Genomic DNA, 13,673 nt, shown 5'->3' with positions numbered 1-13,673 from the left:
CTTCACCCTTTCGTCCTCCTTTTAACTGCTAGGGGTGGTTGCTTCCAGAGTTTTGGGAGCCCACCACCCTTTTGGTATTCATAGCTCAATCCTGTGGTTGTCTGGCTAATGCTAATGTCTCGCCCAATCCCCAATGGGTCCGGGTACAGCCGCTGGTGGCTCACCCAGAAGGTCACGGCGATTCTTATCCATCTCCACCCGTGACGTCACTGACTTAACCATGCCGCGTTTCTTATTGTCTTGTCCGCGCCCAGCTGCGCCCGGCGCCATCAGTGGGCCCACACCACGGCCATTACTGCCGTTCTGAGTCCCTGTTCCCTGCGCTGCCGCACCATGAATACCACCCGAGCGCCCTGCTCCATCACTGCCTCCAGCAAGCGCGCGTGATGCGGAATCTCCTGCAGAGCCTTGCCCAAAAGCACTTCCTGGGCCTCCCCCGATGCCTCCAATGCCACGCCCACCAATTCCTCCGACTCGGCTCGCAGCTGGCGCCCGACCCACCGCGCCGGCGCCTGTCCCTGCACTGCCCACACCGCTTCCAGCAGCTAATCCCAACGGCCCAGTCACACCACTACCATTTCCGAGACCCGAAATACCTGGATGCCCGTTGGATACCTGCCCCGATCCCATCCCGAGTGTGTTTCCTTGCGCAACACCATAACTGGTGCTCAACCCCGCCGATTGCGTCGTGGAGTTCTCCATGGTCTGAATACCGTTGGCCAGATACTCCTGCAGACGACCCCCGCCATATAGCTCTTCCCGACGCTCATTCACTGCGGATTGTATCTTCTCCACCAAGCTCGGATCGACGCCATCCACCGCCGCCAACTCACCGTTGACAACCTCAAATGAGCCTGGTCCCAGCTCTCCGCTCTCCAAAGCTTGCTGAATCTCCCGCGGCCATTCGACATCTTCAGTGGTATACCGCGTTCCCAACCCAGCGATCGCTTCGAGACCTATATCCATGGAATCCCCACCTCCATGCCCCGACGGTGCGTCCATCAAACTCTGCTGGTTCGGCAGCGACTGCGAGACCATTGACTGCAACTTCGCCTGCCACTTAAACAACGTGACCGCCTCAAATGCCTTCTGCGCCGCTGGGTGCGTCATCGCAACCATGGTGGAATTATCTACCATCAGAGCATACAAATATGGCGGGTAATTCATGGTAATCCCCGAACTCCTCAGTCCCATATCTGCCGCGTTCACAGCGAACTGCTGCCCATCCATCGCAAACTCTCGAATCTTCTGCGCTGCCATGTACGTAAAGTCGCTATCTTGCTCGGTCTCCAGAGCTGCAGCAATCCGCTTTAATCCATCAGACGATGATTGAATATCGCCCGCGAGTTGGTTCCAATCAGCTGCAACCTGAGCAATATCGCCGATTCGGGTCGCAGCGAAATCAGATGAAAGCTGCTGCAATGATGCACCCGTCATCACGAAAGGCGGAACGTACGACAATGGTGTCTGCCGGCTCTCAGGCTGATTAGCCAGAGCAACCGAAGCCCCTCCTACTCGTCCACCCACATCAGCCAGATCAAGTCCACTCGCATTGGTCGCGTCTTGTTCTTGGACCGCCTGTAGTTCGTCATTTAACAATTGCGTTGCCCAACCGACCTGTTCGGCGTGCTTCAATAGGAGATTTTGAGCTGACCCAGGGTCGTTCTTTATAGCCCGTCCGTGGATTACACCAGCATCAGAAAACCCCACGATATTTGAAAAATGGGCACCGATGTTGCTCTTCAGCGTCTGCGCTGCAAGTTCAACTTCCTGCCTGGTTTTGCCCAGATTCCAAAGTGATGCGTTCATAGACGCAGCATCAATTCTCATGTTGTAAACCATGCTCCCCGATTTGGCATTGATATAGACTTCTTAAAAATTTAGGGTCGAAACTGCAGATCTTCTGGTCTCGTATACTTTGACTCTTTTAGTCTTCAGATGGTTCCCTAAGACTTCGCATTCTCGCATCGAGATCTATGAGATACTCAGTATTCTCAGTTTCCACTTCCGGCTGGATGGACTCACAACTTCCAATAACTCTTCAATGGCTACACAACGACCCCGTCCTCATTTCGACCTAAGAAATGAAAATCAACTGGAGAGTTTTCCATCTAACCTCAATAGCTCGAACAGCTTTTTCTCTGCTTCTATGCACCAATCGAATTCTTCTGGATTAGCTTCGCTTGGGGTTGCATACAGACTTATATCGAGCAGGCCGCCTACAGTCTCTATAGCTGCAGTGCACGAGCTGTCTGGGAATGCATAATCGATGTAGTGCAATACTGGATGGCCATCCACAGTCTCGCTCCACTTTTGCTCTCCATCCAACCCAGCATAATTTTCGAACCCGAATCTTCCCCCGGCAAGTATGAAAGCAGCATCTCCGTATCTGGGGTCAGCTTGATACATACACATTCTCCGCTCCGCAGGATCTTCGCCCGACGGTATGAATTGGATAAGTCCAGCTTCATCTAGCAATTCTTGCGGAATCTCCGTGCACGGATTGAATTGAGTAAACCCAGGGTCATGTCTATGAAAAGTCCCTAGTTCCGGGATGTACGGCCCCTCACTGCTCCAGGGATATTCGGAGACGTCCGACGTCCCAGGCTCACTCGCCACCACCGATTCTTCCGTCGCTGCATTGACCTCTGTCACGGATTCTTCAACAGGAGCGCCGAAGCTGGCGGTACAACCCGTTAAAAGGGCGCTGCCCACTGCGAGCGCGGCGACGAATGGCTTTCGATACTTTCGATATTTAACAGAATTCCTGCTCATGCTGTTCTCTCCAGCAGGCACGCGAAACGAAATAACAAGTGCATCATGTCCCCCATTTACATACTTCCCAAGTTCCCCCGAACTCGAGCGTTAATTTGCAACTGCTCTCTAGATTGCACCAGTTAACAGTTTTTGTCTACACATAGGCGACAATTGCGTCATCGGAAAGCAACTCACAAGGGTTCCGTGCCCTTCGCGCTCACCGAGATAAACGAAGTTCTGAGGAGAGTGGCTGCTGTGAGCGCGAAGGGTTCACGAGGTTAAGATACTCCGACGGCGTGCTTAAGAGACCGGACTGGTGGGAAATCTTGAGAGCTCTTCGCGCTCACAAAAGAAAAGCAAGCACCGACGGGGCAGCGCATTGTGAGCGCGAAGGACGCGGTGGGGAGAAATTCTGGGTGAAAGTGCTAGGACTGCTCGTCAGAAACGGCGTCGCCGGTATCGAGGTTGCCGCCGCCGGCGACGGAGGTCAAAATCCACTGCTCGACGACGTCATCGGCCGGGGCGGTGCGGGAAGCTTCGACAAGCTCGTCCAAATCGTCATTCGTAATGTACTTGGTGACGTTATTTACTTCGAACTTGTCAGAGCGGTTCAACAGGGTCTTCTTGTAGATGGGAACGATGTCCAGCGGGATATCGACTTCATCAAAGTCATCGCACCAGGATGCAGCGGACGGGTCATTAGTCATCCAGTCAGTCGGCAGAGAACCCATCATCTCATCATGGGTCACCACGTTATAGTTGCGGCCGTCAAAATCTTCCTCGGCTTCGAAAGCTGCCTCCAACTCTTGGGCGCGCGCTGGATCGTTTTCCCATAAGATTTGGCCAGTGCAGCCGATCCGAAAATTCCCCTCCCCCGACGTGGCAATTTCTACCTCGCGGTTCTCAATCTCTAACGTGCCTCGATAGATTTCTGCGAGAACTACCTGCTCCAGATCATTAGGGTCAACAACAATGCGCACCGGCTCCGTCTGCAGACCATTAGCCTCCGGAGAAACTTCGGCAAAACTGCAGGCAGAAAGCAGCGCCGTCGACATCACAACACACATTGCACCAAACTTCTTCACGCATAGCAGCCTAGCAGCCCCCACCTTTCGAAATTGTGCGCGACGGGTCTAGACTGGGAAGTGTTATGACTACTGCATTGACTGAATCCGCTGTCCGCAGCGCGCTCTCCCGCGTAGAGGATCCTGAGATCGGAAAGCCGATTACGGAACTCAACATGGTCAACACTATTGATGTTGATGGCCAGGACGTTTCCGTTGAGATTTTGCTCACCATCGCCGGCTGCCCGATGAAAAATACGATTGATACCAATGTTCGCGCCGCGATTAAAGACATTGAGGGCGTAGGCAACGTCACGGTTACGTTGGGCGCCATGACCGATGAGCAGCGTCTGGAGCTGAAGAAGCAACTGCGTGGCAGTGCACAGGATCCAGAGATTCCTTTCGCGAAGCCGGATTCAACCACCCGCGTGTTTGCGGTGGCGTCAGGCAAAGGCGGCGTCGGCAAGTCTTCGATGACGGTTAACCTGGCTGCAGCGCTCAGCGAGCAGGGTTATAAAGTCGGCGTCGTTGACGCTGATATTTACGGCCACTCGGTGCCAGGCCAGCTTGGTAGCACCCAGGGCCCAACCGTCTTGGATGATGAAATGTTGTTGCCACCTATCGCGCATAACATTAAGCACATCTCCATTGGCCAGTTCGTGCAGGGTAATGCGCCAGTCGTGTGGCGTGGCCCAATGCTCCACCGAGCCTTGCAGCAATTCCTTACGGATGTTTTCTGGGGCGATTTGGACTTCCTGCTGCTGGATTTGCCACCAGGTACGGGTGACGTTGCGCTATCGGTTGCGCAGTTGATTCCTAACGCTGAGCTGCTGGTTGTCACTACCCCGCAGGCCGCTGCAGCCGAGGTTGCAGAGCGCGCAGGTTCCATTTCCCAGCAGACGCGTCAGCGCGTGGCCGGTGTCATTGAGAACATGTCTGCCATGGTGCTTCCCGATGGCTCCGTGGTCGACGTCTTCGGCTCCGGCGGAGGCCAGGTTGTTGCCGATCGCCTAACGACGTTGCTTGGCTACGACGTTGAGCAGCTCGGCCAGGTTCCACTGGAGCCAGGTTTGCGTGAAGATTCCGACGCCGGCACACCATCCGTGATTGCTCACCCAGAATCTCCTGCGTCGGTTGCTATCAATGCGATTGCCTCGAAGATTTCTAAGCGCCGTGATTCTTTAGCAGGCAAGCCTCTGGGACTTGGAGTCACCAACTAGCTTTAGGTGATATCTGCCCAGGAAAATCCGCCGCTGGCATAGCCCTGATCCCCGCGATTAGGTTGCTGCGGCGGATTTTGCATATTCTGCTGTGGTTGTTGCGGTGACTGCGGGCGCTGCTGCCCCATCTGCTGGTTCGGTCCTGCCTGTTGGCCAGGCTGCATCGGCTGGCCTGGGTGCATCGGCTGGCTCTGCTGCGCGGTCATATTAGGTTGCGCAGTGTTCTTCGAGGCCGCCGCAGGGTCCTCGAGCATCTTCTTGGGATTAAAGTCATCCCATGCGGATTCATCACCATCGAAGAGAGCTTTCGTAATGGCTGCTCGCGGCCCCATCCGGCCCCATTCTGCTGCCTGCGACAGCGGCTCACGAAGCGCATTGAATTCTTCGCCGATTCCTTCGAAATCGCCGTTGAGCTCTTTCTTGGCATTGTTAATTGCCTTTCGGGCGGCGAAAATCGCTGCACGAACATCTTGAATTACATTCGGCAGGCGCTCCGGGCCAATAATAATGAGCGCAAGCAGACCGATGAAGAATATTTCAACCCAACCGATAGACGAAATCACGGCTCTAAGCTTACTCGTTCCCGCGCTGGTTGTGCCTGATGGCCCTCACGACCATTTCGAGCTTGTCTAAAAAGTCTTGTCTTTGCGTCGGCTGCTCTTCGGCCATCTCATACTTGTGCTGCTGCAGGTCAAGGTTTCCAATGCTAGCGAGCTTTTTCAGCAGGTCCCGCGGCGCACGAACCTGGGATTGAATATTGCAGGTCCGAACCCATTCAGAGGTGCCGCGCTGGGTGTAAATTTCATCACGGCACTCACCACAATGAACTAAGTGAATCCGCGCGCGATGCTTTGCCTTATCGTCCATTTCATCATCAACAAATGCGACAATCGCTTCAGGCCCCAAGTGGCCAATTGTGTCCGCGCGACGCGCCTTTGACTTTCCACGGCTGCGAATCTTCGCGCGCTTTTCTGCAGAAAGCTCCGCACCTCTTGCAAACATAGTCATGACTTGCTTACCTCGTGCGCAGTAGTACTCGTGCTTCATCACTGGTGCGGGCGGCTTGCTCCAGCGACTGCTTCAGCTGCGAACGTCCGCGGTGAATTCGGGAACGAACAGTACCCATTTTCACACCAAGCGTCTCAGCAATCTCGTCATAGGTCATACCGACCACATCACACAGAACCACCGCGACGCGGAAATCTGGAGAAAGCTCATCCAAAGCTGCCTGCAGTGCCGGATCCAAGTTGGCCACATCATATGACTGCTCCGGAGTCATATCGGTGCCTGGCACGCGCTCATAATCTTCGGGCAGCGCCTCCATGCGAATCTTCGCGCGGTGACGAACCATATCCAAAAACAGGTTCGTGGTAATCCGGTGCAGCCAGCCTTCAAACGTTCCTGCCTGGTACTTATCCAAGGAGCGGAAGACGCGCATGAACGTCTCTTGCGTCAAATCTTCTGCGTCGTGCTGGTTACCAGACAGACGGTAAGCTAGCCGATAGACATTATCTGCATGTTCTGCGACTAATTCACCCCAGGTTGGCATTGTTGCTTCGCCCGCATCGAATGCGGCGGTGCCTGTGAAATCCTGTGATGTCATACGTTCTATTGTGCTATATCGAACTTGCAAACACCAGCTATCCGCCTGTTAATTCCCTGTTAAGCGCGAACTGCGGTGTTTCTTCCCATTCGCGGTCTAAAATTCCCTAGACTGGGTGATGTGACCGTACAAGCTTTTGATGCCCTGCGTAACTATATCGACTCAACCAGCACCGAGTCTGAAGCCCTCGCTAGCGCCCGCGCGCATGCTGAGGAGTTCAGCCTTCGCACCCCGAATACGTTCGTGGGTCAACTGCTGACAACGCTGGCGGCTTCTGCCTCCGGCGAGAAAGTCCAGACTGTGGCCATTACCCCGGCCGCATCTGTGGTTGGCTTGTACCTTTTTGACGGGCTCAGCGACTCCGGAATCGTTACTTGCATCGATCCAGAGGTTGAACACCAGTCTCACGCAAAGACCACTTTCCGCGATGCTGGATACTCCCCATCGCGCGCGCGATTTTTGCCATCCCGCCCCCTCGATGTCATGGGCCGCCTCGCAGCTGAGGCCTACCACGTCATTTACGCCGACGTCCCCACCCTCGATCTGCCAGCGGTCATCAAAACAGCGTGGCCACTTATTGCGCACCGTGGAACGCTCGTGCTTCCCGATGCCCTCCTGGACGCCACCATCGCCGACCCCTCCCGCACCGACCGAGTCACCGTCGCAGCCCGCGAAGCTGATGAGTACGTGCGCTCCCTCGAGGATGCTCACGTCACCCGCCTACCGCTCGGTTCTGGGCTGACCTTAGTCACCAAGCGCTAACGCACAACGACGAAGGCGAGGTATCCAGTTTTCATCCGGATACCTCGCCTTCGTTTCTTGCTATGAGCTCATCTCACCTGATTCTCACTACTTCGCGTCAGCAAGAATCAGCCCCTTAACATGAATGAGCTCTCCGGCTAGCGCGCTATGCCCGCAAGCCGGATTATTAAATTTTGCCAGCATCCAGAATCACTCCTGGACGCCGATTCGCCCTCGGCTTCTGCACCACCCGATATACAGAAACCTCGGACTTCTTCCTTCACACACCGCTTCGAGCTTCCGCTCTTTGCGATGTGTATTTACTTTTTCACATCTCACGATGCCGAGCAATAGATAATTTTAAGGTCCGGTAAAGGTCTACCCCGCTACCTACCCCCTATACAGCCCACACTCATCGGCCACCTGCACATATCCGACTTGAACCCCTTATATCCCTCTACCAACGCTAGCCGCTCTAGTTCCCGCAAGCCCCACCTTGAACACCGTGTTTGCCTCTCACAATCCTTAATCACATCCCCACACACCTTCCGCGCACCCTTCGCGCTCACAACGAATCCTGCTCTCCCCACACCCAGCTTCTTGGTGAGCGCGAAGGGCACGGTCGGTTAATCAGCTCGCTGAGGAAGCCGCTCTCCGGTACATTCAACGCGTCAAAGTGTCATCGGGCACCCAACGCGCCCAACGCACCCTTTGCGCTCACGTAGGGCCGGCAAGTCACCAGATACTTTCCGATGGTGAGCGCGAAGGGCACACGCGGGATCTATCCGGGTACGCAAATAGCGAAACTCCCCATTGGCTCAAGCCAATGGGGAGTGAACCTGGAAGTTTAAACCACTTGGTTCTTACCAACCACGACAACGCCTGAAGCAGAAATCTTGAAACGCTGCTCATCGCGTTCACGATCGACACCAACAATTGCGCCGTCAGAGATGACCGCATTCTTATCGATGATGGCCCGACGCACCACAGCGCCCTTACCCACGCGCACGCCAGGCAGCAGCACGGAGCCCTCCACAGTCGCTCCATCAGCCACATGAACATTAGAGGACAGGACTGAATTACGAACCGTGCCGCCCGAAATGATGCATCCAGGCGCCACCATCGACGATTGCGCAATACCGTTTTGCACAAACTTCGCTGGTGGGTAGTTCTGAGTCTCAGTTGAGTGAATCGGCCAGCTGTGGTTGTACAGATTAAATATCGGGTGTACCGAAATCAGATCCATATGCGCGTCATAGTAGGAATCAATCGTTCCCACATCACGCCAATAGCCGCGGTCACGGTCGGTAGCGCCCGGCACCTCATTCGACATGAAGTCATAGACGTGCGCCTGCCCCTTCTCCACAAAGTACGGAATGATATTTCCGCCCATGTCGTGGTCAGAGGTGTCATCTTTTTCATCGGCAAGCAATGCGTCAATGAGAGCCTGCGTTGTGAACACGTAGTTGCCCATGGACGCATAAGTCATGTTCGGGTCATCCGGCGTGGCCGGTGGATTTGCAGGCTTTTCGATGAACTCCATAATCGAGCCCATGCCATCCGCCTGGATGCAGCCAAAAGCCGTCGCTTCCTCGCGGGGCACACGGATACCCGCAACAGAGCAATCCATGCCGGTAGCAATATGCTCCTCCACCATCATCGATGGATCCATGCGATACACGTGGTCAGCGCCGAATACGATGACGTAATCGGGCTTCTCATCATAAATGAGATTGAGGGACTGCAAGATGGCATCCGCTGACCCGTTATACCAACGCTTTCCACGACGCTGCTGCGCGGGAACCGACGCGATGTATTGCTGCGTCGGACCGGACAGGCTCCACGCCTGAGAAATGTGGCGGTCCAGTGAATGCGACTTATATTGCGTCAATACCGCGATCTTCAAAAATCCCGCATTGGCCAAGTTGGACAATACGAAATCAATTAATCGATAGGACCCCCCGAAAGGTACTGCAGGCTTGGCACGGTCTTCAGTTAGCGGAAATAACCGCTTTCCCTCGCCGCCCGCGAGGACAATTGCTAAGACATTAGGCTGGCTTCTCACACTGTCCAGCGTATAAGTAATTGATCACTTTCGCAGGGGAACTTAAGTCCTTTAACTACCCCCGCTCATTTGTCGAGCAGACAGTCGCACAAACCACTAATGTGAGTTTCATGAGAGCAGGCATCTTTTCCAAGGAATACCCTCCTGAGATTTACGGCGGAGCTGGCGTCCATGTTGCTGAGTTGACGCGGTTTATGCGCGAACTCATTGACGTTGACGTGCACTGCATGGGCGCACCGCGCGATGAGGAACGCGTCTTTGTCCACGGTGTAGATCCGGAGCTTGCCAGCGCGAACCCTGCGATTCAAACACTGTCGACTGGTCTGCGCATGGCAACGGCTGCCAGCGAGATTGACGTCGCGCATTCGCACACGTGGTATTCCGGACTTGGAGGACATTTAGCTGCTCGGCTGTATGACATCCCGCATGTTGTCACTGCGCATTCACTCGAACCGCACCGCCCGTGGAAGCGCGAGCAATTAGCCGGCGGGTATGAGATCTCTTCCTGGTCTGAAAAGAATGCGATGGAATACGCGGATGCAGTCATCGCTGTGTCTTCAGGGATGAAGGAATCCATCCTGGATGCCTACCCCCGCATAGACGCGGATAAGGTCCACGTAGTGCTCAACGGTATTGATACCGAGGTCTGGCAGCCGCGTGACGTGGACCTACTCGAAGAGCTCGGCGTGGACCGTAACCGCCCGATTGCCGCCTTCGTTGGCCGCATCACCCGCCAGAAGGGCGTGCCTCACCTGCTCAAGGCAGTCGCACAATTCGACCCGTCCATTCAGCTTATTTTGTGCGCCGGCGCCCCAGATACCCCCGAGATTGCAGAGCAAACGCAACAGCTTGTCGATGCCCTGCGTGCCGAACGCGACGGCATCTTCTGGATCGAGCAGATGCTACCGAAAGACAAGGTTCAGGAAGTCTACACAGCTGCCGATGTTTTCGTCTGCCCCTCTATCTATGAACCGCTAGGCATCGTAAACTTGGAAGCTATGGCGTGCGAAACTGCCGTTGTGGCTTCAGATGTCGGCGGTATCCCTGAGGTTGTCCAAGACGGCGTCACTGGAACTTTGGTCCACTATGACGAAACTGATTCTGCTGGATTCGAAGCTCACATCGCGTCCGCGGTCAACGACCTCGCGCTTGATGCTAAGAAGGCAAAGGCCTTCGGCAAGGTAGGACGCACCCGCGCCATCGAGGCCTTTTCTTGGTCTACTATCGCAGGTCAAACGGTAGATATCTACCGTTCACTGGTTTAGGGCGCCCACAAGAATTCGCGAATTTGTGTACAAATGGTCTCATGACTGATCACCGCCCAGAGCTGCATTTCGCACCAGAGTCCGGAATTGTCGAAGCACCAGCAGGTGCATTACTCGATGGCAACACGTGGCACCTATTCTTCCAGTACCGCACTGATGCCGAATCTTCTTCACGATGGGGGCATACTTTCTCAGAAGAGTCTCCCTTCGATTGGCTCGAGTGCGATGATTCTTTGGCGCCCATCGACGGCGAAACCGGACTTCGCGCAGGCTCCGTAGCTTCTGTCGGTGGCGATGTGAACCTGTATTTCACATCGGTGACATCGGATTCCACCAGCATTCAGCTGGCTCGTTATGACCTTTTTGATGACGTTTGCGAAATCTCCGACGATCCAGCAGCGCTCGATACTCGCGTCACCCGCCGCGGCGAGATCATCAGCGACCAGGACGGATTCCATCGTTTCCGGTCTCCCGTCGTCGTTGCCGATTGGGTCGACTCAGAACACCGGGAGAAGGGCCACGCAGGTTGGCTCATGCTCACCGTCGCAGGTGATGCCAGCGCCCCGAATCTTGTCATCTTCCGCAGCGGTGATGGCGAGAATTGGGAGATTTCAGGTCCCCTCCAATTCGAGGGCGACCCAGGAGCAGAACTTAGCCCCGGGCAGGTCGTGGTCTCCCCACGCATCATTCGCTTGCGCGATGAAGTAGATGAGCGTGTTTATGACGTGCTGATGGTGACCATCGAAAAGCAAGGCTTCGAACACAGCGGATACGTTGTGGGACGCCTGCACGGGACGACATTTGAGGTCGCGCGCAGTTTCCAGCGCCTAGATTATGGTCATGATTTCACCCGCCCGCGCATCACGAATTACACGCCGGGCAGCATTGATGCCGACAAGCTTTATGATGAAGGCATGCTCTTCGGCCTGCTCAACGGTACTGGCCGCGTAGATGATCCGACGACGCATAAAACTTGGTCTGATGAAGGTTGGGCCAATGCGGTGTCTCTGCCTCGCGTGGTCACGCTCCAGGATGGCACCATTTTCCAGACCCCTCCTCGAGGCTTGCCAGAGGCCGTCAATAATGCGTCTCGGGCCAGTTCTTGGACGGGCCTTCTGGAGGTTCCCGAGGGCTCTGACGTGACGCTTTCGCTTTACGATGCCTCCGGCAACACCGCCGCCACCATCCGCCACCGTGGCACCACATTAGAATTGGATCGCTCTGAGTCCATCGCCAGCGAGCCGACCATTGCCCCGCTTGCCGATGGCGACTCCGATTCCCTCACCGTCATCGTTGACGGCTCAACTGTGGAAGTATTTGCCGATGGCGGCCAAGTCGCCATGGCATCGCGCGTCTACTTCGATGGCGGCTGCACCAACATTAAGGCCACAGCTCACGGCGATGCCGAGATAGTCCGCGACTGGTACATCAACCACAACTAGCCCTCTGAGCGCTCCCACTGCTTCCGTAAAGCTGCGAGCGCATGCCTTCACCTGGCCCAGTGGGCCCTTCGCGCTCACCACGGCTGCCCTCCTCCCAAGGCGTCCGCTTACCGTGAGCGTCAAGGGTTCATCGCAGCTCCCAGTCGTATTTTTCACAGCTGCAGAACGAAACGCGCCCTTCGCGCTCACGATATTGAACCGCCTCCAAAGTCAGCGGATTCTGGTGAGCGCGAAGGGCGCGTGTGCCTTAATTTAGAGGGCAAACTGTCAGCGAATACTACACTGCGCGGAGACGATCCAATCGACCATGTGCGGTGACCTTCAACGTCGGTGGCAAAGCAGCCATGCGTTCTGCGAGTTCTTCCGCAGAGATATGGCGCGCAGATGGGCTCATCGCGACCTGCGCTGCGATAGATTCCTTATCCAGCTCTATCGGAAAAGCCAAGTTAACAGGATCGGCCGCCTGCTCGAGGAACCCTTCCGCCTGCTCATACATGCGGTCAACTTTGCCTTCTTCAACGCCCAGAATGCCCAGAGGCTCACGCAATTCATCAAGGTGCCCGGTCTGCGGCGTCAAGACAATGACTTGGCCGCCCGGTGCCAAAATGCGCTGGAATTCCGCCGGGTTACGGGGTGCGAAGATGACCGAGATGGCGTTGATCGACGCATCCCGGATCGGCATGCGCTGCCACACGTCAGCGACAACAGCGCCGACTCGTGGATGGCACTTCGCTAGGTGCTTTGCCGCATGCGGGGAAATATCCAATCCAACGCCGCGTGCACCATCGATAGAATCCAGCGTGTGCGATAGGTAATAACCTGTACCTGCACCAACCTCTAACAAGGCTGGTTCTGGCACGTCGTCCACGCTGATAGCCGCATCCAAGGCCGATTGAACAGCACCGGTCACAGCTTCCACGAATGGAGCAAAATGCCCCTTGGATAAATAGGTTTCGCGGGCGGTGACCATATCTGCGTCATCGCCTTTGTGTTTTAGCCCAGCACCTGGTGCCAAGGTCACGTAGCCTTGCTTGGCTACGTCGAATGAATGACCAGATTCAGATACCAAGCGCGCAAAATCTTCCGCGCCGGAAAGTGCAGATCCGTCAGCGGGATCGGCCAAAACATCAATAATGTGCGAAAGCATAAATCTAGATTAGATCATTTAACCCCGCGATTACACTTACGGTTACTTATTGCGCGACGTCGGTCAGCAGCTCTCCGAGCTCGGCAGCTTCTTCCTTGGTTAGCTCGACGACGATTCGCCCACCGCCATCGGAAGGAATGCGCATGACAATCTTGCGCGATTCAATCACGGCTTCCATAGGTCCACCAGTAGTCCGCGGCTTCATTGCTGCCATGTGAATTTTGCTCCCTTACTCATCAAAATCTCGCCGATTTCCACACAGATGTACTTTCAAAATGTGAGGAAATCAGCGCTTCGTGTCCATTATAGTCTCTTTTGGCCACGTGCGACAGAGAAACGTCCTGCGCATACGTGAGTTAGCGCAGGTAG

The 13,673-nt window shown here is 55.2% G+C and carries 13 protein-coding genes; 4 read left to right on the top strand and 9 right to left on the bottom strand.

Features of this window, described 5'->3' with window-relative positions:
• Positions 1 to 111: 111 nt before the first annotated feature.
• The 3 genes from ACG98I_RS06620 to ACG98I_RS06610 all read right to left on the bottom strand — a co-directional run bounded on the left by ACG98I_RS06620 (position 112) and on the right by ACG98I_RS06610 (position 3,842).
• Positions 112 to 1,809: a hypothetical protein gene (locus ACG98I_RS06620; RefSeq protein WP_394732546.1), complete on the bottom strand. Its 1,698-nt coding sequence runs from the start codon at positions 1,807 to 1,809 to the stop codon at positions 112 to 114.
• Positions 1,810 to 2,091: 282 nt separating this feature from the next.
• The gene (locus ACG98I_RS06615; RefSeq protein ID WP_394719476.1) at positions 2,092 to 2,775 is read right to left on the bottom strand and encodes a DUF3558 domain-containing protein; all 684 of its coding nucleotides are present in this window, start codon (positions 2,773 to 2,775) and stop codon (positions 2,092 to 2,094) included.
• A gap of 407 nt (positions 2,776 to 3,182) precedes the next feature.
• Complete coding sequence (locus ACG98I_RS06610) at positions 3,183 to 3,842, bottom strand: hypothetical protein (RefSeq protein WP_394719477.1); 660 nt, start codon at positions 3,840 to 3,842, stop codon at positions 3,183 to 3,185.
• A 65-nt stretch (positions 3,843 to 3,907) separates the two neighbouring features.
• Here ACG98I_RS06610 and ACG98I_RS06605 point away from each other — a divergent pair, with 65 nt between their 5' ends.
• Positions 3,908 to 5,041, top strand: coding sequence for an Mrp/NBP35 family ATP-binding protein (locus tag ACG98I_RS06605; RefSeq protein ID WP_394719478.1), 1,134 nt, complete (start codon positions 3,908 to 3,910; stop codon positions 5,039 to 5,041).
• A 2-nt stretch (positions 5,042 to 5,043) separates the two neighbouring features.
• On the opposite strand, the gene ACG98I_RS06600 is transcribed toward ACG98I_RS06605, so the two are convergent.
• Genes ACG98I_RS06600 through sigE form a run of 3 tightly spaced genes read right to left on the bottom strand, consistent with a single transcriptional unit; the run spans position 5,044 to position 6,644 of the window.
• A complete protein-coding gene (locus ACG98I_RS06600; RefSeq protein ID WP_394719480.1) occupies positions 5,044 to 5,604 on the bottom strand; it encodes a Sec-independent protein translocase TatB in 561 nt (186 codons plus the stop codon).
• Positions 5,605 to 5,614: 10 nt separating this feature from the next.
• Positions 5,615 to 6,049, bottom strand: a complete 435-nt coding sequence (locus ACG98I_RS06595; protein WP_394732544.1) for a zf-HC2 domain-containing protein — start codon at positions 6,047 to 6,049, stop codon at positions 5,615 to 5,617.
• Positions 6,050 to 6,056: 7 nt separating this feature from the next.
• A complete protein-coding gene (gene sigE / locus ACG98I_RS06590; protein WP_394719483.1) occupies positions 6,057 to 6,644 on the bottom strand; it encodes an RNA polymerase sigma factor SigE in 588 nt (195 codons plus the stop codon).
• Between the two features lie 120 nt (positions 6,645 to 6,764).
• Between sigE and ACG98I_RS06585 the strand changes: the two genes are divergently transcribed.
• The gene (locus ACG98I_RS06585; protein ID WP_394719485.1) at positions 6,765 to 7,406 is read left to right on the top strand and encodes an O-methyltransferase; all 642 of its coding nucleotides are present in this window, start codon (positions 6,765 to 6,767) and stop codon (positions 7,404 to 7,406) included.
• 826 nt (positions 7,407 to 8,232) lie between these two features.
• Here the strand turns inward: ACG98I_RS06585 and glgC are convergent.
• Positions 8,233 to 9,450 carry a glucose-1-phosphate adenylyltransferase gene (gene glgC, locus ACG98I_RS06580; RefSeq protein WP_394719487.1) on the bottom strand — a complete coding sequence of 406 codons (1,218 nt, stop codon included), beginning with the start codon at positions 9,448 to 9,450 and terminating at the stop codon, positions 8,233 to 8,235.
• 110 nt (positions 9,451 to 9,560) lie between these two features.
• Between glgC and glgA the strand changes: the two genes are divergently transcribed.
• Entirely contained in the window at positions 9,561 to 10,715 is a 1,155-nt protein-coding gene (glgA, locus tag ACG98I_RS06575) for a glycogen synthase (RefSeq protein ID WP_394719489.1), read from the top strand.
• A 41-nt stretch (positions 10,716 to 10,756) separates the two neighbouring features.
• The gene (locus ACG98I_RS06570) at positions 10,757 to 12,157 is read left to right on the top strand and encodes a GH32 C-terminal domain-containing protein (RefSeq protein WP_394719491.1); all 1,401 of its coding nucleotides are present in this window, start codon (positions 10,757 to 10,759) and stop codon (positions 12,155 to 12,157) included.
• Positions 12,158 to 12,434: 277 nt separating this feature from the next.
• Here ACG98I_RS06570 and ACG98I_RS06565 read toward each other — a convergent pair whose 3' ends face one another.
• Complete coding sequence (locus ACG98I_RS06565) at positions 12,435 to 13,304, bottom strand: methyltransferase domain-containing protein (protein ID WP_394719492.1); 870 nt, start codon at positions 13,302 to 13,304, stop codon at positions 12,435 to 12,437.
• Positions 13,305 to 13,350: 46 nt separating this feature from the next.
• A complete protein-coding gene (locus tag ACG98I_RS06560) occupies positions 13,351 to 13,518 on the bottom strand; it encodes a DUF3117 domain-containing protein (RefSeq protein WP_394719493.1) in 168 nt (55 codons plus the stop codon).
• Positions 13,519 to 13,673: the final 155 nt, after the last annotated feature.

The sequence above is a fragment of the Corynebacterium sp. L4757 genome (assembly GCF_043673995.1).
GTDB lineage: Bacteria > Actinomycetota > Actinomycetes > Mycobacteriales > Mycobacteriaceae > Corynebacterium.
Note: the sequence above shows the minus strand (reverse complement) of the source record. Positions and strands in the feature narration are given on the sequence as shown.